Source organism: Nocardioides sp. YR527 (assembly GCF_900101045.1).
GTDB lineage: Bacteria > Actinomycetota > Actinomycetes > Propionibacteriales > Nocardioidaceae > Nocardioides.
In genome coordinates this window covers 202,316-223,842 of sequence record NZ_FNFN01000005.1, presented here as the reverse complement: position 1 = coordinate 223,842, position 21,527 = coordinate 202,316, and the positions used below count along the sequence as shown (strand labels likewise).

Here is a 21,527-nt window from a genome sequence, read left to right as displayed (position 1 = left end):
GACCTCCTGGGTGAGTCGCGGCCGGGATCACTTGGCCGGCTTCATCTCGGTCACGCGCATCTCGTCGCCGGTCGCCGAGTTGGGCTCGTACTCGACGTTGTCCGACTCGCCGATGATCCCGGTCATGTGCGCGATGTAGGCGAACTGCGAGACCTTCTCCGGCTCGTCGGCGAAGATGCCGGCGAACGCGGTCTGGCGGTCATCGCCCTCGGCCTTGTCGGCGGCCCCGATCTGGGCGTCGAACTCCGGCGTACCGAAGGTCGACTGGGCGCCGTCGCTGAGCATGTACTGGTCGACGGAGAACTGGGCGTCACCGGCCTGGTTGCCGTGCTGGACGAGGATGATGTACGGCCCGGTGTTCTTCGGGTACGGCCGGGACTGGTACTCGACCGACGCGGCGGTGTCCATCATCTCGATCGAGACGTTGAGTCCGATGTCCTCGAGCGCCTTCTGGACGACCTCGACGGTCTCGCCGACCTTGGGGAAGAGGCCGTTGCGGGAGATCAGCCGGATCTTGGTGTCGGTCGGCACCCCGTCGGCCTTCGCCTCGGCGATGAGCGACTTGGCCTTCTCCGGGTCGTACGGCCACGGCTCCAGGTCGGCGTTGTGGCCCACGACGCCCTCGGGCACGAGCTGCGAGGCGACCTCGGCGTAGCCCTCGAAGAGGCTGTCGACGATGGACTCGCGGTCGATCGCGTAGTTGATCGCCTGGCGCACCCGGATGTCGTCGAGCGGGGCGTACGTCCCGGTCGACCGCAGCGCGGTGGTCTCGTTGTTCGGGTAGCGGACCGCGGCGTCGCCGGAGAGGTCCTCGGGCGCGAGGCCGGTGGCGATGTCGGCCTCGTTGTTGGTGATCATCGCGGCGCGTACGCTGCCCTCCTCACGCCACTGGTACTCCGCGGTCTTGAAGGCGGGAGCCTCACCCCAGTAGGTGTCGTTGACCGCGAGGGTCAGCTTGGTGCCGTTCTGCCAGTCCTCGATCTTGTAGGGACCGGTGCCGATCGGCTCGCGCACCTTGGCGGTGTCGCTGGTCGAGGCGGGCACGACCTCGATGAAGGAGAGGCGCAGCGGAAGGATCGGGTCGGCCTCGGCGGTGACCACCTCGAGGTGGGTGGCGTCGACGGCCTTGACCTGGAGATCGTCGTCACCGAAGACGTACCCCTCGACGTTGCAGCCGAAGGTGCCGTTGACCGCGCGGTCGATCGAGTGCGCGGCGGCCTCGGCGTCGAAGGCGGAGCCGTCGGAGAACTTCACGCCCTCACGCAGGGTGAAGGTCCACTTGGTGGGCTCGGTCTGCTCCCACTCCGTGGCGAGCAGCGGCTGAAGCTCACCGGAGGCGGGGTCGCGCTCGACCAGCGGCTCGGTGATGTTGGAGCGCACGACGACGCCCGTCGAGGTCAGGTTGGCATCGCACGGTTCGAGGGTCGGCGGCTCCTGCGGGAGCACGATCCGGACCGTGTCGCCGGCGGCGCCGGCACTGTCGGAGTTGGCGACACCGCACGCCGAGAGGGTGAGCGAGGCAGCCATGAGCGAGGCGCTTGCGAGTCCGAAACGGGACCGCAGCGAGGGACGAAAGTTCATGCGACTGTTCCTCCAGTCGATCGGCGACGTCTGCATATGTGGACGTCGTTGTCATTCGTGGATGAACCGTACGAGCGAGTTTTGTGTGACGTCAAGCACGTCAGGCAATGCCCATAGGGCATCGAGCGATGCAGCGACGATGTTGGACGCGTATCACGATCGCTACCTAGCCTCGGGATCTCCGACGTCGTCGAAACCCCTGAGGAGACCCCATGGGCCGCTACTCCCCCACCGAGCTTCGTGACGCCCTCGGCGCCGGCCTGCTGTCATTCCCGGTGACGCACGCGACCGCCGACTACGCCTTCGACGAGGACGGCTACCGCGCGCACCTGCAGCACCTCGACGGCTTCGAGGTCGCCGGCCTCTTCGCCGCCGGCGGCACAGGCGAGTTCTTCTCGCTCACCCACGACGAGGTGTCCCGGGTCCTGCGGGCCACGGTCGAGGAGGTCGGTGACGGCACCCCGGTGATGGGCGCGGCCGGCTACGGCACCTCCCAGGCCGTCGCGATGGCGCAGCGCGCCGAGGCCGATGGCGCCGACGGCATCCTGCTGCTGCCGCCCTACCTCACCGAGCTGCCCGGTCGCGGCCTGTACGAGCACGTCGCCCGCGTCTGCTCCGCCACCTCGCTCGGCGTGATCGTCTACCACCGTGCCAACGCCCGCTACGACGCCGACACCGTCGTCCGTCTCGCCGAGGAGTTCCCCAACCTCATCGGCTTCAAGGACGGCGTGTGTGACATCGACCTGCTGGCCACGCTCAACGCCCGCCTCGGCGACCGCCTGCTCTACGTCGGCGGTCTACCCACCGCCGAGACGTACGCCCTCCCCTATCTGGAGCTCGGCGTCAGCACGTACTCCTCGGCGATCTTCAACTTCGCGCCGCAGTGGGCGGTCGAGTTCTACGACGCCGTACGCAACCGCGACCGCGACGAGGTGCTCGCCCGGCTCCGCGACTTCGTCGTCCCCTACATCGCGATCCGCGACCGCGGGGCCGGCTACGGCGTCTCGATCGTCAAGGCCGGGCTCACCGCGGCCGGCCGTCCGGCAGGCCCCGTACGTCCCCCGCTGACCGACCTCACCGAGCCGGAGCTGGCGGAGCTGACCGCCCTCGTCAAGACCGTCATCTGACGGCCACCCGAACGACAGGAGAACCGTGACCCGCCGCATCCTCCAGGTAGGACCGCTCAAGCCGTCGCTGGCCGCGACCCTCACCGACCGCTACGACTCCCTGGTCCTGCCGGCCGACGACACCCGGGCCGCGTTCCTCGCCGAGCACGGCCCCTCGATCGGTGCCGTGGTGACCACCGGCCGCACCGGCGTACCGGCGGAGCTGATGGCGCAGCTGCCCGCGCTCGGCGCCGTCATCAACTTCGGCGTCGGCTACGACACCACCGACGTCGAGGGCGCCGCCGCGCGTGGGGTGCTGGTCTCGAACACCCCTGACGTGCTGACCGACTGCGTCGCCGACACCGCACTCGGCCTCGCCATCGACACCCTGCGCGGCCTCAGCGCCGCCGACCGGTTCGTACGCCGCGGCGACTGGCCCGAGGTCGTCACCTACCCCCTGACCCGCAAGGTGTCCGGCAAGCGGGTCGGCATCCTGGGCCTGGGCCGGATCGGCCAGGCGATCGCGACCCGCTTCGAGGCGTTCGGCTGCCCGATCTCCTACCACTCCCGCAGCGAGGTCCCCGGCTCCCCCTACACCTATGCCGCCTCCCCCGCACAGCTCGCCGCCGACGTCGACATCCTGGTCCTCGCCACCTCCGGCGGCAGCGGTACGCAGCACCTCGTCGACCGCAAGGTGCTCGAGGCGCTGGGACCCGACGGCTACCTGATCAACATCGCGCGTGGCTCCGTCGTGGACCAGGAGGCGCTGGTCGAGCTGCTGCTCGAGGGCGGCCTCGCCGGTGCCGGGCTCGACGTCTACGCCGAGGAGCCCACGGTCCCCGCCGAGCTGATGGACCTCGACAACGTGGTCCTCCTCCCCCACCTGGCCAGCGGCACCGTCGAGACCCGTGCCGCCATGGAGCAGCTGACCCTCGACAACCTGGACCGCTGGCTCGCCGACGGCACGGTCCTCACTCCGGTGCCGGAGGTCGGTCCTCGGGGCGCAGCGCGATCTCGGTGACCCGGTTGCCGTTCCGGGCGGCCACCTCGAGGGTGCCGCCCGGAAGGACCAGCACCTCCCCGACCTGCGGGATGTGGCCGAGCCGCGAGATGAGATAGCCGGCGACGGTCTCGTAGCCGCCGTCCTCGAGCTCGATGCCGGTGGTGTCCGCGAAGTCCTCGATCGTCATCGCGCCGTCGATCCGGGACAGGTCGCCGTGGTCGCGGATGCGGGCCTCGCCGTGGTCGTACTCGTCGCGGATGTCGCCGATCATCTCCTCGACGAGGTCCTCGAGGGTCACGATGCCGTCGGTGCCGCCGTACTCGTCCACGACCATCGCCAGGTGGGTGCCGCCCTCGCGCATCGTGGCGACCGACGGGATCACCCGCTTGCTCCCCGGCAGGGCGAGCACCGGACGAGCGACGTCGCGGATCGTGCGCTCGTCGGTCGAGGTGACACCGAGCAGGTCGCGTACGTGCAGGAAACCGAGGATGTCGTCGAAACCCGCGCCGGTCACCGGGTAGCGGGAGTAGGGCAGGTCGCGCACCTTCTCCGCGGCCGCGGGAAGCGGCATCGAGGCAGGCATGAAGGTGACGTCGCCACGCGGGCGCATCACCTCCTTCAGCGTCGTCTCGGTGGTGGCGAAGACGTCGCGGAGGATCCGGCGCTCCTCTTCCTCGAGGTCCTGGTTGGTGGAGACCATCTGGCGCAGCTCCTCCTCCGAGACCTGCTCGGCCGAGGCCTTCGGGTCGCCGCCGAGCAGGCGTACGACGGCATCGGTGGAGACCGAGAGCAGCCAGATCACCGGTCGCATCACGCTGGCGAACCTGTCCAGCACGGGCGCGACGGCCAAGGAGATGCCGGCGGACTTCTGCAGCGCCAGCCGCTTGGGCACCAGCTCACCGAGCACCAGCGAGAGGTAGGCGATGAACAGGGTCAGCACGATCAGCGCCGTAGTCTCGGCGAGCGCCTCCCCCATCCCGAGGCGCTCGAGGTAGGGCGCCACGTCAGGAGCGATCGTCGACCCGCCGTAGGCCGCGGAGAGGAACCCCGCGACGGTCACACCGATCTGCACCGCGGCCAGGAAGCGGTTGGGGTCGCGGGCGACCTCCGCCACCCGCGCACCGCGAGGCCCCTGCCGCTCCATCGCGGCCAGCTGGCTCTCCCGCAACGACACCAACGCCAGCTCGGTCGCGGCGAAGACGCCGCCGACCAGCACGAAGACCAGCACCAGTCCCATGCTGAGGAATGTCTGGCTGTCCATCAGGCCCGCCCACCCTTCATTGCGATCCAGGGTGGGCGGTTGGAACTTCGAGGCCTCTTCACAGGTACGAATCTACAGCCAGAGACCGCGTCAGTCCGACTTCGCTCCGGCGACCGCCAGGCGAACCACGACCCCCTTCGACGTCGGGGTGTTGCTGCCCTCGGCGACGCTGTCGAGCGGAACCAGGACGTTGGTCTCCGGATAGTATGCAGCGGCCGACCCACGGCTCGCCGGGTAGGCGACCAGGGTGAACCCGGGCGCGCGCCGCTCGACGCCGTCCTCCCAGACGCCGATGATGTCGACGCGGTCGCCGTCGGCCAGCCCCAGCTCGTCGATGTCGGCCGGGTTGACCATCACGATGCGACGGGCGTGGTGGATGCCGCGGTAGCGGTCGTCCATGGCGTACGGGATGGTGTTCCACTGGTCGTGGGAGCGCAGCGTCTGCAGGATCAGGTGACCCGGCGGGGCCTCCAGCCAGGTCAGGTCGTTGCGGGTGAAGACGGCCTTGCCGCTCGGGGTGCGGTAGACGCCGGAGTTGACCGGGTTGGGCAGGACGAACCCGGTCGGCTCCTTGATCCGCTCGTTGAAGTCCTCGAACCCCGGCACCACCCGGGCGATCCGGTCACGGACCCGGCCATAGTCCGCCTCGAAGTCGGCCCACCGGATGCGGTGGCGGTCACCGATCGTGGCCTGTGCGAGGCGGGAGACGATCGCGACCTCGCTGAGCAGGTCCGGCGATGCAGGTGGGAGCTTGCCGCGGGTGGCGTGCACCGAGCTCATCGAGTCCTCGACGGTGACGAACTGCTCGCCGCTCGCCTGGACGTCGACGTCGCTGCGGCCCAGCGTGGGCAGGATCAGCGCGGTATCCCCGACCACCGTGTGGGAGCGGTTGAGCTTGGTGGAGACCTGCACCGTCAGCCGGCAGTTCCGCAGCGCGGCCTCGGCGACATCGCTGTCCGAGATCGCCCGGACGAAGTTGCCGGCGACGCCCACGAAGACCTTCGCCCTCCCGTCCCGCATCGCCCGGACACCGTCGACCGAGTCGTACCCGTGCTTTCGCGGCGGCTCGAACCCGAACTCGGCACCGAGCGCGTCGAGGAAGGAGTCGGGCATCTTCTCCCAGATGCCCATCGTCCGGTCGCCCTGCACGTTGGAGTGGCCGCGGACCGGGCACACCCCCGCCCCGGGCTTGCCGATGTTGCCCCGCAGCATGAGGAAGTTGACGACCTCTCGGATCGTCGGCACCCCGTGCTTGTGCTGGGTCAGTCCCATCGCCCAGCAGACGATGACCGAACGGCTGGCCAGCACCTGCTCGTGGACCGCCTCGATCTCCTCGCGGGTCAGGCCGGTCGCCTCGAGCGCCGTCTCCCAGGTGATCGCGCGGGCCTGCTCGGCGAAGGCGTAGAAGCCGGTCGTGTACTCCGCGATGTACTCCCAGTCCAGGACACCGCCACCCGCGTCCCGGTCGGACTCGAGCAGACGCCGGTTGAGCATCTGGAACAGCGCCAGGTCACCGCCGGGCCTGATCTGCAGGAACTGGTCCGCGATCTGGGTGCCGCGGCCCACCACGCCCCGGGCCTTCTGCGGGTTCTTGAACCGCATCAGTCCCGCCTCGGGCAGCGTGTTGACCGCGATCACCCTGCCGCCGCGCTGCTTCGTCTCCTCCAGCGCCGACAGCATCCGCGGGTGGTTCGTGCCCGGGTTCTGGCCGACCACGAACACCAGGTCCGCGTTGTAGATGTCCTCGAGCTGGACGCTGCCCTTGCCGATCCCCAGCGTCTCGTTGAGCGCCGAGCCGCTCGACTCGTGACACATGTTCGAGCAGTCGGGAAGGTTGTTGGTGCCGTACGCGCGAGCGAAGAGCTGCAGCAGGAACGCGGCCTCGTTGTTGAGCCTGCCCGAGACGTAGAACATCGACTCGTCGGGAGAGTCCAGGCCGTTGAGCTCACGACCGATGGTCTCGAACGCGTCCTCCCAGCTGATCGGCTCGTAGTGGGTGGCACCCGGCCGCTTGACCATCGGCTCGGTCAGCCGGCCCTGCTGGTTGAGCCAGTAGTCCGACTTCCCGTCGAGCTCGGCGACCGAGTGCTGCGCGAAGAACTCCCGCGTCACCCGACGCGTGGTCGCCTCGTCGGCGATGTGCTTCGCGCCGTTCTCGCAGTACTCGTTCTTGTGCCGGTGACCCGGCTCCGGCCAGGCACACCCCGGGCAGTCCATCCCGTCGGCCTGGTTGAGGTTCAGCAGTGTCAGCGCCGTACGCCGCACCGACGTCTGCGTCAGCGCGTACTCCATCGCCTTCCGGACTGCCGGTACACCGGCGGCCCAGGTCTTCGGCTCGGTGACGCTGAGCGCCTCCACCGGTTCCTCCACGGAGTACGCGCCGTTCGCGTCTCGCTTCACCACACCTGTTCCCTTTCGCGCGACTCGTACTAGCTGGCCGACCTGGGCAGCTCCTCGTCCTCGTCCTCGTCCGCCGACTCATCGGCGGGCGCGTCGGGATCGCGGGAGACCCTGATGACGAAGTCGTCACCGTGCTCCGAGACCCCGTAGACGACGGCCTGCTCGACGGCCTTGGAAGCGTACTGGGCACGTACGACGAGCGGGTCTTCGCGTAGGTCCTTCACCAGCGAGACGCACAGCGCGACCATGACCAACACGAACGGGACCGCGGCGACGATGGTGATGGTCTGCAGCCCGCTCAACGCGTCGGAGCCGCCGACCAGGAGCATGACCGCGGCGACCGCGCCGGTGGCGACACCCCAGAAGATCACGGTCGGCCGCGCCGGCTCGATGGAGCCGCGCTCGGAGAGCGTGGCCATGACGATCGAGGCCGCGTCGGCACCCGAGACGAAGAAGAGCGCGACCAGGATCATGACCACCACGCTCGCCACCGTCGCGAGCGGGAAGGACTCCAGCGTGGTGAACAGCTGGGTCTCCACGCCACCCGCTCCGGCGATGTCCACCCCGTTCAGCTGCAGGTCGATGGCTGCTCCGCCGAAGATGGCGAACCAGGCCAGGCTCACCAGCGACGGTACGAGCAGCACCCCGATCACGAACTGGCGGATGGTCCGCCCGCGCGAGATCCGGGCGATGAACATGCCGACGAACGGGGTCCAGGAGAGCCACCAGGCCCAGTAGAAGACGGTCCAGCTCGACAGCCAGGAGGCGGTCTCGGATCCCTCGGCCGAGGTGCGCGCCGACATCATCGCGACGTCTTGGAAGTAGGACCCGACGGTCGTCGGGACCAGGCTGAGGATGAACACCGTGGGACCGGCCAGGAAGACGAACAGGGCCAGCCCGACGGCGAGCACCATGTTGATGTTCGAGAGCCACTGGATCCCCTTGGCCACGCCCGAGACCGCCGAGAAGACGAACGCGACGGTGAGCACCGCGATGATCGCGACCAGGATGCCGTTGCCGGTCTGACCGAGCCCACCGACGATCTCGAGCCCGCTGCGGATCTGGAGGGCGCCGAGACCCAGCGATGCGGCCGACCCGAAGAGCGTCGCGAAGATCGCGAGCATGTCGATGACCTTGCCGCCAGCGCCGTGCGCGTGCCGCCCGAGGAGCGGCTCGAACACCGAGCTGATCAGCAGGCCGCGCCCCTTGCGGAAGACGCTGTAGGCGATCGCGAGCCCGACCAGGGCGTAGATCGCCCACGGGTGGATCCCCCAGTGGAACAGGGTCGTGGCCATGGCCGTCTGGATCTTCTCGGACTGGCCGTCACCCACCGAGCCCGGAGGAGGTGCGATGTAGTGGCTGATCGGCTCGCTGACGCCGTAGAAGATCAGCCCGATCCCCATGCCGGCGCTGAACATCATGGTGACCCACGAGACCGTGCGGAACTCGGGCTCCTCGCCGTCCCGGCCGAGCGGGATGTTGCCGAACTTGCCGAAAGCCAGCCACAGCACGAAGCCGACGAAGGTCGACGCGGCGGTGACGAAGAGCCACCCGAGGTTGTCCATCACCCACGACAGCGACTTCCCCGAGACCGACGCCAGCGAATCCGTGCTGACGAATCCCCAGACCAGGAAGCCGACCGCGATGACCGCGGTCACGCCGAAGACGACGCGATCGAGACCCCCGGTGTTCTTGGCCGTCTCCTCGGGAGGACAGTCGAGGGCCGGATGGGTCGGGCTCCCGTTCTGGCTCTCGGACCTGTGGCGTGGCGACGCCACCGGCGAAAGGTCTCCGCTACCTGTGGGTGATCTCATGACGCACTCCGATCGAGGGCTCTTGGGATGAGCAGCATCTGTCGGTGCCACAGAGGGCTCCGGGCGGCGGCACTTCGGTGGGGCGCTACACAGCCAGACACTGATATACCAGTTACCTTATATGTGATGCATCACGCGGGCAAGGGTCAGATCTCAACGACGAGCTCGAGCTCGACCGGCGCATCCATCGGCAGCGCCGAGACGCCGATCGCAGAGCGCGCGTGCTGCCCGATGTCGCCGAACAGCCGGCCGAGGAGCTCCGAGGCACCGTTGGCGACAAGGGCCTGATCGGTGAAGAGCGCGCCCGAGGCGACGTAGACCACGACCTTGACGACACGCTTCACCTGAGCGAGATCCCCGATCTCGGACTTGATCGCGGCGAGCGCGTTGAGCACGCACCACTGCGCACAGGCCTGGCCATCGGCGACACCGAGGGTGTCGCCGACGCTGCCGGTGGCGAGAAGCTCGCCCTCCCGGATCGGCAGCTGCCCCGAGGTGAAGACGAACGCCCCCGCGCGAACCGCCGGCACATGGGCCGTCACCGGCGGTACGACCTCACCGACAGGCAGGCCGAGCTCGGCCAGCACCGCGGCCGGCGGCGGCACGGCCGTGTTCGATCTCCGTGGGCCCAGCAGCCGCACCACCCGGTTCGCACGCTCCGACATGGTGGGACCCTAGCACTGATATACTAGTTGTCGACAGTGTCTTCTGGAGGTGGCCCGTGACCCACACCGTCCTTCCGCGGATCGTCGTCGTCGACCACCACGACTCCTACACCTGGAACCTCGTGCACCTGATCGCCGGCGTCACCGGAGCGCTCCCGACCGTGGTCCAGCACGACACGACGACAGCGGCCCATGTGCTCGGGTTCGACCACGTCGTACTCTCCCCCGGCCCCGGGCATCCGGCGAACCCCGGCGACTTCGCCGTCGGCGGCGAGGTTCTCCGCGCGGGGACGGTCCCGGTGCTCGGCGTGTGTCTCGGCATGCAGGGCGTCGTGACCACCTACGGCGGGCGCGTCGACCGGATCCCGCCCGCGCACGGCGACGTCGCGCGGGTCCGGCATCGCGGCGACCCGCTGTTCACCGGCGTACCGTCCTCGTTCTCGGCGGTTCGCTATCACTCGCTCGCCGCGACGAGCATCCCGCCCGAGCTCGAGGTCATCGCCGAGACCGAAGCCGGCGACGGCGAGCCGGTGGTGATGGCCGTACGTCACCGATCACTGCCTCACCTGGGCGTGCAGTTCCATCCCGAGTCGATCCTGAGCGAGCACGGAGCTGCACTGGTCGCGAACTTCCTCGCGGCGACGGCATGAGGACCGAGGAGCGGTTCGTCGAGATGGCGAGCACCCGCCCGCGCTGCTTCTGGCTGGACGCCGGACCCGGGAACACCCGGCGCTCGATCATGGGGGCACTGCGCGACGATGACGTCTCCCTCACCTACGACGCCACCCGCGGCGAGGTCCTCCGACACCGCGGTGAGGAGGTCCGCCCGGTCGGCACCGACATCTTCGCCGTCCTCGAGGACGAGCTCGCCCGTACGCCCCCGGACGAGATCTGGGTCGGCTTCTTCGGCTACGCGTGCCGCCCGGACCTCCCGGCCCGGAAGAGCCGCACGGACGACCCCGCGATGCCCGACGCGGTCTGGATGCGGACCCGGCGCACGACGGGCTTCGACCGGTCGGCGGCCCCGGGCGCCGTACGACACCGAGCGACGCGATCGGTCGCCGAGACCCCAGCCGCCTACACGCGAGCCTTCGACCAGGTGCAGCGAGCGCTGAGGGCCGGCAACACGTACGAGGTGAACCTGACTCACCGGGTCCAGGTGCGCGACGACGTCGACCCGGCCCTCGCCTACCTGCGCCTGCGCGAGCTCAACCCCGCCCCTTACGCAGGCTTCATCCAGCACCACGACGTCCGGCTGCTCAGCTCTTCACCCGAGCGGTACGCCACGATCGACCGGGACCGGATGATCGAGACCCGGCCGATCAAGGGCACCACCCCGCGCGCGACCTGCCCCGAGGAGGACGACGAGCTGCGCCGGGACCTGGCGTCGAACCCGAGGTTCCGCGCCGAGAACCTGATGATCGTCGACCTGCTCCGCAACGATCTGGCGATGGTGTGCGAGCCCGGATCGGTGACGGTCCCCTCACTGATGGCGGTCGAGTCGTACGCATCGGTCCACCAGCTCGTGACGACCGTGCGCGGCCGGCTGCGTGACGGCGTCACCGGCCTCGAGGCCCTGCGCGCCCTCTTCCCCGCCGGCTCGATGACCGGCGCGCCGAAGCTGCGGACCATGGAGATCATCCGCAGCGTCGAGACGAGCCCGCGCGGCGTCTACTCGGGCGCCTTCGGATGGATCGCGCCCGACGGCCGGGCGGATCTCGGTGTCGTGATCAGAAGCCTCACCACCCCCGGCGACGGCACCTGGGAGCTCGGCACGGGAGGCGGGATCACCGTCCACTCGACCGCGCACGACGAGTACGCCGAGTCGGGCTGGAAGGCCGAGCGGCTGCTGCGGGTGTTCGGCACGCCGTTGCCCGGCCACTGATGTATCAGTCTAAGATGGTAAAAAGCGCTCAGGCCGGAACAGACAAGTGGGGCACGACTCGATGACGGTTGACGAGATCCTGGCAACGACGGCGAGTCCCCCCGCCGGCTCACTCGCCGAGCAGGCCTACCAGTACATCCGCGAGCGCCTGGTGATGCTCGACATCCGGCCGGGGGCGCCGATCAACGACGGCCAGATCGCCGCGGCCATCGGCATGGGCCGCACGCCCGTCCGCGAAGCGATCAAGCGCCTCGAGGCCGACCACCTGGTCCACTCCTTCCCTCGTCGCGGCACCTTCGCGACGACGATCGACGCGACCGAGCTCAGCGCGATCGCCGAGATCCGCCGCCAGCTCGCGCCGTACGCCTCACGCGCGGCCGCCGAGCGCGCGACCGCTGAGCAACGCGAGCAGATGCGCGCCCTCGCGGCCCAGATCGGCGAGGGCAAGCTCGTCGACGGAGACCGCACCTCGCTGATGCAGGTCGACAAGGCCGCGCACGGGCTGATCTACCGCTCGAGCGGCAACGCCCACCTGGAGGACATCCTGATCAGGTACGACAACCTGGCCATCAGGATCTGGTGGATGGTGATCGACCGGCTCCCCGACCTGGCCCACCACGTCGTCGAGCAGGCCCAGCTCCTCACCGCCGTCGCCGACGGCGACGCCGACCGGGCCGAGGAGCTCACCCTCGCGCACATCGGCGGCTTCGAGAGCGAGATCCGTCAGGTGCTCTGACGCCCGGGTGGCTGCCAGGTCCACGACCTGACAGCCACCCATGCTGCGTACGCTTCAGCAGTCCAGCTGGATGTCACCCAGAGGCTTGGAGCAGCAGATCAGGACCTTCTGGTTGGCGATCTCCTTGGGCCGGATGCCGCCGTTGTGCTTCATGTCGACCTCTCCGGAGAGCATCGACACCTTGCAGGTCCCGCACATGCCCTGACCGCAGGCGGCCATCGGCCGCATACCGGCGGCCATCGCCGCCTCCAGGATGGTCTCGTCCGGACCGCACGTGATCATCCGCCCGCTGCGCGCGAACTCGACCGAGAACCCGGCCGCGGCCTCCTCCTCGGAGTCCTGCTCGATCGGCGGCGCGGCACTCGGGGCGGGCACCTCGGGAGCGCCGAAGTCGAAGCTCTCCTCGTGATACCTCCCCATGTCGTAGTCGAGCTCTTCGAGCAGCGACTTCGCCGCGGCCATGTAGCCCGCGGGACCGCAGATGAACGTCTCCCGCTCGCCGAGGTCAGGGGCCAGGATCTCGAGCACCGGCTTGGAGATGCGTCCCTGCAGCCCCATCCAGCGCTCGGTCGGGGCATCGCCCTCACAGATCTCCACCACCCGCAGGTTGGGCATCAGGCGTGCCATCGCCTCCAGCTCACCGCGGTAGATGATGTCTGCCGGCGTACGCGCGCTGTGGACGAAGACGATGTCCGCCTCGGACCCGAGGTCGTACAAGGTCCGCGTCATCGAGAGCACCGGGGTGATACCGCTTCCCGCCGAGAGGAACAGGTACTTCGGTGCGTCCTCCTCCGGCAGGACGAAGGCACCCGCCGGGGCGTGCATCGAGATCCACGCCCCGGGCTCGAGGTTGTCGTGGAGCCAGTTCGACACGACGCCGTCGGGGACCCGCTTGACCGTGATGGCCAGTCGGTCGGGCCTGGTCGGCGGTGAGGCGATCGTGTAGCAACGAGTCATCAGCTCGCCGTCGATCTCGACCCGGATGGTGATGAACTGTCCGGCCTCGAAGTCGAAGGGACGTCGCTCGGGGGTCGTGAAGACGAAGGTCTTCACGTCATGGGTGACGGCCAGAACCTGGCTGCACACCAGGTCCATCACGTCGCTCTCGGCCCAGCAGGGCTCCAGCATCCGCTTGCTGCGGACGGGGGCCGGGCGGCCGTTCTGCAGGCCGAACGAGTTCGGCTCCGACACCGCCGGGATGTCGGTCTCCAAGATCGTCATGTCTCCTCCGACCTGCGGCTAGGCGTTGGCTCGGACGCGTTGGACGTACCAGGTGATGAAGGCATCGACCTCACCCTCGACGACGGAGTAGGGTCCGGGGACGTAGCCCGGGTCCGCCACTCCTCGCTGCGTGCCCTCGACCAGGACTCGGTCCTGGTCGTTGGTGGCACGCCACACGGAGGTGAGCGACTCGACCGAGTAGTCGACGCCCTCGACAGCCTCCGGGTTCACCAGCCAGGTCGTCCGCACCAGCGTCCGGTCGACGGCGAGCGGGATCACCGAGAAGACGACGGCGTGGTCACCGAGGAAGTGGAACCACGAGTTGGGCTGCATGTGCAGCGACAGGTCGCCGAACCGCGGGTCCTCGATGGAACCCATGAGCTTCGCGCAGAGCTGCTGCCCGTCCGGACCGAACGACGCGCCCGCGCCGTCGAGCGGGAGGTGGGAGAGCTGGAACCCCGTCGTACGGCCCTCGAGCTCGCAACGCTCCTCGTGGGGGAAGCCGATGGCGTCGCGTGCCTTCTCGAGCTCCGCCTGCGCCACCTGGTAGCGCTCGAAGGTCGACTGCATGCGCGGCGGGACATTCTTGGCCTCGTAGCGGCTGATCGGGAAGTACGCCGTCACCAGCTCCGGGTGGGAGGCGTCGCAGTGGTGACACTCCCGGTTGTTCTCCATCACCAGCTTCCAGTTGCCCTCCTCGACGATGTCGGTCTGATGGGCGACCTTCGCCGAGGCGAGCGAGTAGGGCTTGAGGTAGGGCTCGAGGAACTCGCTGACCTCGTCGAAGTCGGCCGGCGCCTCGTCGGAGAGGCAGAGGAAGACCAGCCCGCCGACGGCACGGACGTTGACCGGCTTGAGCCCGAACTTGTCGTACTCGAACGTGTCCGCCTGCGACTCGGCGAAGATGAGGCTGCCGTCGACCCGGTAGGTCCACTGGTGGTAGGGACACACGATGTTGCCGATCGACCCGCAGGCCGACTCGAGCAGTCGCGACCCGCGGTGCCGGCACACGTTCCGGAAGGCACGGACGTTCTCGTCGTCGTCGCGAACGACGATGACCGAGTGGGCGCCCACATCGATGGTGACGTAGTCACCGGGATCCGGGATCTCCGCCTCGGCGACAGCGAAGATCCAGTGCTGGCCGAAGATGACGTCGAGATCCTGGTCGTAGATCTCCGAGCTGGTGTAGAAGGGCGCCTCCAGGCTGTAGCCGGTTGCTCGCCTGTCCGCCAGGGACGCCAGATCCACAGGCGTCGTTTCGATGCTCATTCGCGTCACGTTGATGTCTCCCACGCTCAAACCGGGCAGATTCCGGGTTCAGATACGGCGGTCCGCCAGACGGCGGTTGTTTCACTCTGCAAAACTGCTGCGCAGAACGCAACACGATTCTGGCGTGCACATCGAGACGCTGTCAACGGGTCCTCTGGATTCCCTCAGAGGATTTACATCCGCGTCACGACGTACGCGAGGGGCCCGCATGCACCAGGCATGCGGGCCCCTCGACGTGCCGAGCCGTCGCCTCGGCGGGCACGGTTCACTCGGCCTTGGGGAAGCCGTTCCGCTCGGAGATCGCCGCGGCCGCCGCGAGCACGTGCTCGGCCAGCTCGGGCGCCTTCTCGGCAGTGATGCGGAACGACGGACCCGACGCCACCACGGCGGCGATCACCCCGCCACCCAGCGAACGGATCGGCGCGGCCACCCCCGTCAGACCGATCTCGTGCTCGTCGACCGAGAAGGCATATCCCAGCTCGCGGACCTCGGCGAGCTGCGCCTCGAGCTTCTCGGGGTCGACCACCGTCTCCTCGGTGTAGGACTCCAGGCCACCCTCCAGGATCCGCCGACGGTCCTCGGGCGGCATGTTCGCCAGGAAGACCTTGCCGGACGCGGTCGTGTGCAAGGGGCTCCGCTGACCGACCCAGTTCACCGAGGTGATCTCGGCACTCCCGATCACCTGGTCGATGGTGATGGCCTCCTCGCCGTCGTTGATGACGATGTTGACCGTCTCGCCGACCGCATCGGCCAGCGCCATGCAGATCGGCCGGCTCGTGACCGAGATGTCGTGCTTGCGGGTCGCGCCCGCAGCCAGCTGGATGACGCCATAGCCGAGCTGATAGTGCCCGCGACTGCTGTTCTGCTCCACCAGCCCACGAGCCTCGAGCGTCGCCAGCAACCGGAAGACCGTGGACTTGTGCACCCCCAGCTCCTCGGAGATCGGCGTGACGCCGACAGCCCCCCGACGGGCGAGCACCTGGAGGATGGAGATGGCCCGGTCGACCGAGTGAACGGTCGTGCTCCGTGTTTCGCTCGTGTTGCTCATGCTGAAACAGTATGCCTCCCACGCAGATTCTCCTCGCCGCCGCCTACCGCCGGTCCGGCGCGGCATGCGCAACCAGGCACCGCGGCACAGGGCCTGAAATCAGTCGGACCAGGGTCTTGATGCGGGCACCGTCGACGGTCTAGTTTGTTTCATATAGCGCTCTTGTTTCGCTATGAGAAACATCCCTGCAACCTGATCACGCCGGACGCCCCCATCCGGGGGCAGGAAGAAGAGACGCCATGGCAGACAACAGAGTCGTCGTCTACAAGGGGCCGGGCGAGGTGGCCGTCGAGTCCATCGAGTACCCGAAGCTGGAGCTCCCCCAGGACGTCGTCAGCGGCCTGGGCATCAAGCGCGCCGCGCCGCACGCGGTGATCCTCAAGCTCGTGACCAGCAACATCTGCGGCAGCGACCAGCACATGGTCCGTGGCCGGACGACCGCACCCGTGGGTCAGACGCTCGGTCACGAGATCACCGGTGAGATCGTCGAGATCGGCGACGACGTCCTCTTCCACGAGATCGGAGACATCTGCTCGGTCCCGTTCAACATCGCCTGCGGCCGTTGTCGCATGTGCAACGAGGGCAAGACCGGCATCTGCCTCAACGTGAACCCGGCACGGGCCGGCGCGGCGTACGGCTACGTCGACATGGGCGGCTGGATCGGTGGCCAGGCGGAGTACGTCATGGTGCCGTTCGCCGACTTCAACCTGCTGAAGTTCCCCGACCGGGACCAGGCCCTGGAGAAGATCCTCGACCTGACGATGCTCTCCGACATCTTCCCGACCGGCTACCACGGCGCCTACACCGCGGGGGTCACCACCGGGTCCACCGTCTACGTGGCGGGTGCGGGCCCGGTCGGGCTCGCCGCGGCGTACTCGGCCCAGCTGCTCGGGGCCGCGACCGTCATCGTCGGCGACATGAACGCGGACCGGCTGAAGCAGGCCGCGAGCTTCGGCTGCGAGACCGCGGACCTGTCCTCCGGTGACTCGCTGGCCGACATCATCGCGGACATCCTCGGCGAGCCGGAGGTGGATGCGGCGATCGACGCGGTCGGGTTCGAGGCCCGTGGCCACGGCCGCGACGCCGCCGAGCAGCCTGCGACCGTCCTCAACGACATCATGGACGTCGCGCGTGCGGGCGCCTCCCTCGGCATCCCCGGCCTGTACGTCACCGGCGACCCGGGCGCCGTCGACGACGCCGCCAAGCAGGGGCAGATCGGTGTGCGACTCGGCCTCGGCTGGGCCAAGTCGCACACCTTCGTGACCGGTCAGTGCCCGGTCAAGCAGTACAACCGCCAGCTGATGAACCTGATCCTCGCCGACAAGGCCCACATCGCCGACGCCGTCAACGCCAAGGCGATCAGCCTCGACGAGGCTCCGGAGAGCTACGCCGCGTTCGACAAGGGTGCGGCGACCAAGTACGTCATCGACCCGCACGGCATGGTGCGCTGAGCCGCACTCGCCGGTCGAGCCGGAGTCGTGAGGAACGAGCGACTCCGGCTCGAGACCAACACAGCCGACCCGAGCGCCGAGGGGACTGTCTTGGTCTCGACACGCCTTCGCATAGCGGCTCCGGCGGCTCGACCAGCCGTGGTCGAGCCGCCGGTCACAGGCCCAGCAGGCGGCGGGCCTCCCCCACGGTGACGACGGAGCCGGTGACCAGCACCTGGGCCTCCGTGGAGAGGGTCGAGGCCGCCGCGGTCGCCTCGACGAGCGCGTCGGCGAGGTCGCCGACCTCCACGACGCGGTCCGCACCGAGGACCGCTCGCGCAGCGGCGGCGGTCTCCCGGGACGACAGCGACCGCGGGCTGCTGTTCCGGGTGCAGATCATCGTGGTCACGACGGGCTCGAGCGCGGCGAGCATGCCGGCGAGGTCCTTGTCGCCCATCGCGGCGAGCACGGCGACGGTCGGACGCGGGCCGAGGTCGGAGAGGCCGGCCGCCAGGGCCCGGGCGCCGTCGGGGTTGTGGGCGGCGTCGAGGATCACGGCGGTGGTTCCGGGCAGCACCTCCAGCCGGCCCGGCGACCGGGCCGAACCCAGCGCCCGACGCAGTACGTCCAGCGGGATCGCCTCTTCCAGGAGGGCCTCGACGCTCGCGACGGCGAGCACGGCGTTGTGCGCCTGATGCCGGCCGTGCAGGGACAGCGGCACCTCGGGGTAGTGACCCGCGAGGCCGTTCACCGAGATGATCTGGCCCGCGCCGGACGCTCGCCGGCCGCCCAGCCCGAAGTCGCGCCCCGCGACCAGGAGCCTGGCGAGATGCGCGTCGGCGTGCGCCCGCAGGAGCTGCTCCACCTCGGGGGTCTGCCTGGCCGTCACGGCCAGCGCTCCGGGCTTGATGATCCCGGCCTTCTCCGCGGCGATGTCGAGCCTGGTCGGGCCCAGCTGGTCGACGTGGTCGAGGCCGATGGGGAGGATCGCGGCGACCGGGGCGTCGATGACGTTGGTCGCGTCCCACATCCCGCCCATGCCGACCTCGACCGCCGCCACGTCGATGCCGGCGGTCGAGAAAGCCCGGTAGGCCATGGCGACGGTCATCTCGAAGAACGACAGCGGCGTGGGACTCTCCCGGTCCACGGCCTCGGCCGCCGGTGCGACGTCCCGGTAGGCCCGGAGGAAGCCGTCGGGCGAGATCGGCCGGCCGCCGATGCTGATCCGCTCCCGGATGTCGGCCAGATGAGGACTGGTGAACCTGCCGACGCTCGAGCCCAGCTCGAGCAGGATCGCCTCCACCATCCGAGCGGTGCTCGTCTTGCCGTTGGTCCCGGTGATGTGGATCGACCGGTAGCCGTGCTGCGGCCGGCCGAGCGCATCCGTCACCGCCCGGATGCGCTCCAGGGACGGGGCGATCCTGGTCTCGGGCCAGCGGGCGAGGAGCCGCTGCTCCACCTCGGCGACGTCGAGGTCGAAGTCGATGGTCGTCACTGTGGGTCTCCGCCCAGTCGGGTCAGCAGGTCGCGGCGCCAGGCCTCGGTCTCGACGACCTGGTTGAAGGTGAACAGATGCAGGCCGGATACCACGGCCTCCGGCCCGTCCAGGTCCGGGGCCGCCCGGGTGAGGAACCGCTCCGGCGAGAACCCACCGGGCGCGGCGATCCGCGCGAACATGCCCGTGTTCTTGGCGAGGAACCTCGTCGACTCCCCCACCCCGATCTTGGTCGCCATGGTGAGGAGCTTGGCGCGCTCGACCGGGCCCGGCAGCCCGACGAGGATCGGGGTCGTGACGCCTCGGGCGCGCACGCGGCGTACCCAGTCGGTGAGGGCGGCGGGGTCGAAGGTGAGGTTGCTGACGATCTCGGTCGCGTGGTGGCGCTTGTCCCACATCGCCTGGACCAGGCGGTCGTGGATGATCGTCGGATGGTCCTCCGGGTAGCCGGCGACCCCGACGTGGCCGAACGGGTCACCGAGGTCGACGAGCGCCTCGAGGAGCTCCAGCGCGCCGGGGAACTCACCCGGTCGCTCCGCGTCACCTGCCGGCACGAAGATCTTCCCGATGCCGGCCGCCTTGAGCCGAGCGGTGATCTCGGCGAGCTCGGCCCGGCTCGAGACCATCCGCGCGGCGAGGTGAGGCACGACGTCGTAGCCGTGCTCCGCGAGCCGGATCGACAGGTCCACGGTCGCCTCCAGGCCCTTGGCCGGGGAGGCGGTCACGGTGACGGTCCGGCCTACGGGGAGGGAGGTGGTGACGACCTCCTCGATCCTCGCGGTGGGCAGGACCTCGTAGCGAGCCGCGAGCAGCAGGCGACGTACGACCGCGGCATCGGAGCGACGGCTCATCGCTTCGCTGCCCGGGCGCCGACCAGATCCACCGCCACCGTCGGTCCACGCAGGCGCGCTGCCACCCGGGAGGCGGCCGCGGCGCCGGAGACCGAGTGGACGCGTACGCCCCAGGCGCCTTCCGCCGCGGCGATGGCCGCCACCGCGTCCGATGCCTCGTCCCGGTCGGCCGGGACGTCCGACTCACGCCTTCCGTACGCCGCCGCCTCGGCGAGGAACCGCTTGCGGGAGGCTCCGACGAGGAGCGGGAATCCGAGACCGTGCAGCGCCGGGAGCGCCGAGAGCAGCTCCCAGGACTGGGCGGCGGTCTTCGCGAATCCCAGGCCGGGATCGAGGATGATGCGCTCGGGGCGTACGCCTGCGGCGAGCGCGGAGTCGACCCGGTCACGCAGCTCGGTGCAGACGTCGTCGACGACCGAGTCGTAGAAGCAGTAGTCGTCCATCCGGGTGGAGTGCGCCCGCCAGTGCATGAGTACGCAGGTGACGTCCGCCTCGGCGAGGAACGGCAGCATCCCGGGGTCGGCGAGGCCGCCGGAGACGTCGTTGACGATGACGGCACCGGCCTCGACGGCGCGCTGGGCGACCGAGGCGCGCATGGTGTCGACCGAGACCGGGAAGCCGCCCCGGGACAGTGCCTCGACCACCGGGACCACGCGGGCGAGCTCGTCGGCCTCGCTGACCCGCTGGGCGCCGGGGCGGGTGGACTCGCCGCCGACGTCGAGGAGGTCGGCGCCGTCACGCATGAGCTCGAACCCCCGGCGTACCGCGGCATCGACCTCGAGGAACCTGCCGCCGTCGGAGAAGGAGTCGGGGGTGACGTTGATGATGCCCATCACCTGGCAACGAGCGGTCATGTCAGCGCCCCGGCGGTCGCCTCCCTGGCAGCCAGCTGCTGTTCGGCGATCTCGACGATGTTGGTCAGCAGCATGGCGCGGGTCATCGGTCCGACGCCACCGGTGGCACCGGTCATCTTCCCAGCGACGACGTCCACGTTCGGGTCGACGTCGCCGAGGATGCCCTCGATGGTGCGGGTGATGCCGACGGAGAGGACGGTGGCCCCCGGGCTGACCCAGTCGGGCTTGACCAGGTGGGCGACGCCCGCCGCGGCGACGATGACGTCCGAGGCCCGGGCGTGGGCGGCGACGTCACGGGTCTCGATATTGCACAGCGTGACGGTGGCGTGCTCGGTGGGACGGGTGAGCATGAGCCCGAGCGGCCTGCCCACGGTCAGGCCGCAGCCGATGATGCAGAACCGCTGGCCGGTGATCGGCACGTCGTGCTGCCGCAGCAGCTCGATGATCCCGCGCGGCGTGCACGGCAGCGGCGCCGGGGTGCCGAGCACGAGCTTGCCGAGGTTGGTGGGGTGGAGACCGTCGGCGTCCTTGTCCGGGTCGATGAGCTCCAGGACCCGGTGGGTGTCGACATGGGGCGGCAGCGGCAGCTGGACGATGAAGCCGGTGCAGGCCGGGTCGTCGTTGAGCTGCCGCACCGCGGCCTCGATCTCGGCCTGCGAGGCACTGGCGGGGAGCTCGATCCGGATCGAGGCGATGCCGACCTCCGCACAGTCGCGGTGCTTGCCCGCGACGTAGGAGTGGGAGCCGGGGTCGGCGCCGACGAGGATGGTGCCGAGACCGGGGTCGATCCCGGCCTCGTGCAGTGCCTTCACCCGCACGGCGAGCCCGGCCTTCAGATCAGCGGCGACGCGCTTGCCGTCGATCCTTGCTGCGGTGGTGGTCATCCACTTCTCCTTCTCGCGGGACCG

Annotated in this window: 18 protein-coding genes; 6 read left to right on the top strand and 12 right to left on the bottom strand. The window is 69.4% G+C overall.

All coding sequences use genetic code 11. From position 1 onward, the window contains the following. Nucleotides 1–27: 27 nt before the first annotated feature. Nucleotides 28–1,581: an ABC transporter substrate-binding protein gene (locus tag BLT25_RS16620; RefSeq protein WP_091048832.1), complete on the bottom strand. Its 1,554-nt coding sequence runs from the start codon at nucleotides 1,579–1,581 to the stop codon at nucleotides 28–30. 212 nt (nucleotides 1,582–1,793) lie between these two features. On the opposite strand from BLT25_RS16620, the gene kdgD reads away from it, so the two are divergent. Both kdgD and BLT25_RS16610 read left to right on the top strand, forming a co-directional pair. After that, complete coding sequence (gene kdgD / locus BLT25_RS16615) at nucleotides 1,794–2,708, top strand: 5-dehydro-4-deoxyglucarate dehydratase (RefSeq protein WP_091048106.1); 915 nt, start codon at nucleotides 1,794–1,796, stop codon at nucleotides 2,706–2,708. A gap of 25 nt (nucleotides 2,709–2,733) precedes the next feature. After that, nucleotides 2,734–3,708, top strand: coding sequence for a 2-hydroxyacid dehydrogenase (locus BLT25_RS16610; protein ID WP_091048104.1), 975 nt, complete (start codon nucleotides 2,734–2,736; stop codon nucleotides 3,706–3,708). Here BLT25_RS16610 and BLT25_RS16605 read toward each other — a convergent pair. From BLT25_RS16605 to BLT25_RS16590, 4 genes are all read right to left on the bottom strand, one after another. Continuing rightward, nucleotides 3,659–4,951, bottom strand: coding sequence for a hemolysin family protein (locus tag BLT25_RS16605; RefSeq protein ID WP_091048102.1), 1,293 nt, complete (start codon nucleotides 4,949–4,951; stop codon nucleotides 3,659–3,661). The two genes, BLT25_RS16610 and BLT25_RS16605, sit on opposite strands and share 50 nt — an antisense overlap. Nucleotides 4,952–5,041: 90 nt before the next feature. Beyond that, a complete protein-coding gene (locus BLT25_RS16600) occupies nucleotides 5,042–7,351 on the bottom strand; it encodes an FdhF/YdeP family oxidoreductase (protein WP_091048829.1) in 2,310 nt (769 codons plus the stop codon). Nucleotides 7,352–7,380: 29 nt separating this feature from the next. Beyond that, on the bottom strand, nucleotides 7,381–9,129 hold the full coding sequence (locus BLT25_RS16595; protein ID WP_091048100.1) for a BCCT family transporter: 1,749 nt from the start codon (nucleotides 9,127–9,129) through the stop codon (nucleotides 7,381–7,383). A 182-nt stretch (nucleotides 9,130–9,311) separates the two neighbouring features. Further along, nucleotides 9,312–9,830, bottom strand: a complete 519-nt coding sequence (locus BLT25_RS16590) for a RidA family protein (protein ID WP_091048097.1) — start codon at nucleotides 9,828–9,830, stop codon at nucleotides 9,312–9,314. A 56-nt stretch (nucleotides 9,831–9,886) separates the two neighbouring features. Between BLT25_RS16590 and BLT25_RS16585 the strand changes: the two genes are divergently transcribed. The 3 genes from BLT25_RS16585 to BLT25_RS16575 all read left to right on the top strand — a co-directional run bounded on the left by BLT25_RS16585 (nucleotide 9,887) and on the right by BLT25_RS16575 (nucleotide 12,451). Next, on the top strand, nucleotides 9,887–10,480 hold the full coding sequence (locus BLT25_RS16585; protein WP_091048095.1) for an anthranilate synthase component II: 594 nt from the start codon (nucleotides 9,887–9,889) through the stop codon (nucleotides 10,478–10,480). Then, entirely contained in the window at nucleotides 10,477–11,715 is a 1,239-nt protein-coding gene (locus tag BLT25_RS16580; RefSeq protein ID WP_091048093.1) for an anthranilate synthase component I family protein, read from the top strand. Before BLT25_RS16585 ends, BLT25_RS16580 begins: the two co-directional genes overlap by 4 nt. Before the next feature lie 61 nt (nucleotides 11,716–11,776). Next, on the top strand, nucleotides 11,777–12,451 hold the full coding sequence (locus BLT25_RS16575) for a GntR family transcriptional regulator (RefSeq protein ID WP_091048826.1): 675 nt from the start codon (nucleotides 11,777–11,779) through the stop codon (nucleotides 12,449–12,451). Between the two features lie 54 nt (nucleotides 12,452–12,505). Here the strand turns inward: BLT25_RS16575 and BLT25_RS16570 are convergent, their stop codons facing one another. The 3 genes from BLT25_RS16570 to BLT25_RS16560 form a co-directional block, all read right to left on the bottom strand. After that, entirely contained in the window at nucleotides 12,506–13,672 is a 1,167-nt protein-coding gene (locus BLT25_RS16570; RefSeq protein WP_091048091.1) for an FAD-binding oxidoreductase, read from the bottom strand. Between the two features lie 18 nt (nucleotides 13,673–13,690). Further along, entirely contained in the window at nucleotides 13,691–14,941 is a 1,251-nt protein-coding gene (locus BLT25_RS16565) for an aromatic ring-hydroxylating oxygenase subunit alpha (protein ID WP_091048089.1), read from the bottom strand. Nucleotides 14,942–15,206: 265 nt separating this feature from the next. After that, on the bottom strand, nucleotides 15,207–15,989 hold the full coding sequence (locus BLT25_RS16560) for an IclR family transcriptional regulator (protein WP_091048087.1): 783 nt from the start codon (nucleotides 15,987–15,989) through the stop codon (nucleotides 15,207–15,209). A gap of 239 nt (nucleotides 15,990–16,228) precedes the next feature. On the opposite strand from BLT25_RS16560, the gene fdhA reads away from it, so the two are divergent. Then, a complete protein-coding gene (gene fdhA, locus BLT25_RS16555; protein WP_091048085.1) occupies nucleotides 16,229–17,440 on the top strand; it encodes a formaldehyde dehydrogenase, glutathione-independent in 1,212 nt (403 codons plus the stop codon). 154 nt (nucleotides 17,441–17,594) lie between these two features. Here fdhA and BLT25_RS16550 read toward each other — a convergent pair whose 3' ends face one another. Genes BLT25_RS16550 through BLT25_RS16535 form a run of 4 tightly spaced genes read right to left on the bottom strand, consistent with a single transcriptional unit; the run spans nucleotide 17,595 to nucleotide 21,503 of the window. Further along, a complete protein-coding gene (locus BLT25_RS16550; protein ID WP_256328634.1) occupies nucleotides 17,595–18,914 on the bottom strand; it encodes a bifunctional folylpolyglutamate synthase/dihydrofolate synthase in 1,320 nt (439 codons plus the stop codon). Further along, nucleotides 18,911–19,765 (bottom strand): methylenetetrahydrofolate reductase, encoded by an 855-nt coding sequence (locus BLT25_RS16545; protein ID WP_091048082.1) that lies wholly within the window; start codon nucleotides 19,763–19,765, stop codon nucleotides 18,911–18,913. The genes BLT25_RS16550 and BLT25_RS16545 overlap by 4 nt, the downstream gene beginning before the upstream one ends. After that, on the bottom strand, nucleotides 19,762–20,619 hold the full coding sequence (gene folP / locus BLT25_RS16540) for a dihydropteroate synthase (protein WP_091048080.1): 858 nt from the start codon (nucleotides 20,617–20,619) through the stop codon (nucleotides 19,762–19,764). Before folP ends, BLT25_RS16545 begins: the two co-directional genes overlap by 4 nt. Further along, the gene (locus BLT25_RS16535) at nucleotides 20,616–21,503 is read right to left on the bottom strand and encodes a bifunctional methylenetetrahydrofolate dehydrogenase/methenyltetrahydrofolate cyclohydrolase (protein WP_091048077.1); all 888 of its coding nucleotides are present in this window, start codon (nucleotides 21,501–21,503) and stop codon (nucleotides 20,616–20,618) included. Before BLT25_RS16535 ends, folP begins: the two co-directional genes overlap by 4 nt. Nucleotides 21,504–21,527 lie beyond the last annotated feature (24 nt).

What these genes read in the sequence shown, in the direction of transcription:
- BLT25_RS16570 (WP_091048091.1), bottom strand. Translation starts at nt 13,672, where the DNA reads ATGACGATCTTGGAGACCGACATCCCGGCGGTGTCGGAGCCGAACTCG.
- BLT25_RS16560 (WP_091048087.1), bottom strand. Translation starts at nt 15,989, where the DNA reads ATGAGCAACACGAGCGAAACACGGAGCACGACCGTTCACTCGGTCGAC.
- fdhA (WP_091048085.1), top strand. Translation starts at nt 16,229, where the DNA reads ATGGCAGACAACAGAGTCGTCGTCTACAAGGGGCCGGGCGAGGTGGCC.
- folP (WP_091048080.1), bottom strand. Translation starts at nt 20,619, where the DNA reads ATGACCGCTCGTTGCCAGGTGATGGGCATCATCAACGTCACCCCCGAC.
- kdgD (WP_091048106.1), top strand. Translation starts at nt 1,794, where the DNA reads ATGGGCCGCTACTCCCCCACCGAGCTTCGTGACGCCCTCGGCGCCGGC.
- BLT25_RS16580 (WP_091048093.1), top strand. Translation starts at nt 10,477, where the DNA reads ATGAGGACCGAGGAGCGGTTCGTCGAGATGGCGAGCACCCGCCCGCGC.
- BLT25_RS16535 (WP_091048077.1), bottom strand. Translation starts at nt 21,503, where the DNA reads ATGACCACCACCGCAGCAAGGATCGACGGCAAGCGCGTCGCCGCTGAT.
- BLT25_RS16605 (WP_091048102.1), bottom strand. Translation starts at nt 4,951, where the DNA reads ATGGACAGCCAGACATTCCTCAGCATGGGACTGGTGCTGGTCTTCGTG.
- BLT25_RS16620 (WP_091048832.1), bottom strand. Translation starts at nt 1,581, where the DNA reads ATGAACTTTCGTCCCTCGCTGCGGTCCCGTTTCGGACTCGCAAGCGCC.
- BLT25_RS16565 (WP_091048089.1), bottom strand. Translation starts at nt 14,941, where the DNA reads ATGAGCATCGAAACGACGCCTGTGGATCTGGCGTCCCTGGCGGACAGG.
- BLT25_RS16545 (WP_091048082.1), bottom strand. Translation starts at nt 19,765, where the DNA reads ATGAGCCGTCGCTCCGATGCCGCGGTCGTACGTCGCCTGCTGCTCGCG.
- BLT25_RS16575 (WP_091048826.1), top strand. Translation starts at nt 11,777, where the DNA reads ATGACGGTTGACGAGATCCTGGCAACGACGGCGAGTCCCCCCGCCGGC.
- BLT25_RS16590 (WP_091048097.1), bottom strand. Translation starts at nt 9,830, where the DNA reads ATGTCGGAGCGTGCGAACCGGGTGGTGCGGCTGCTGGGCCCACGGAGA.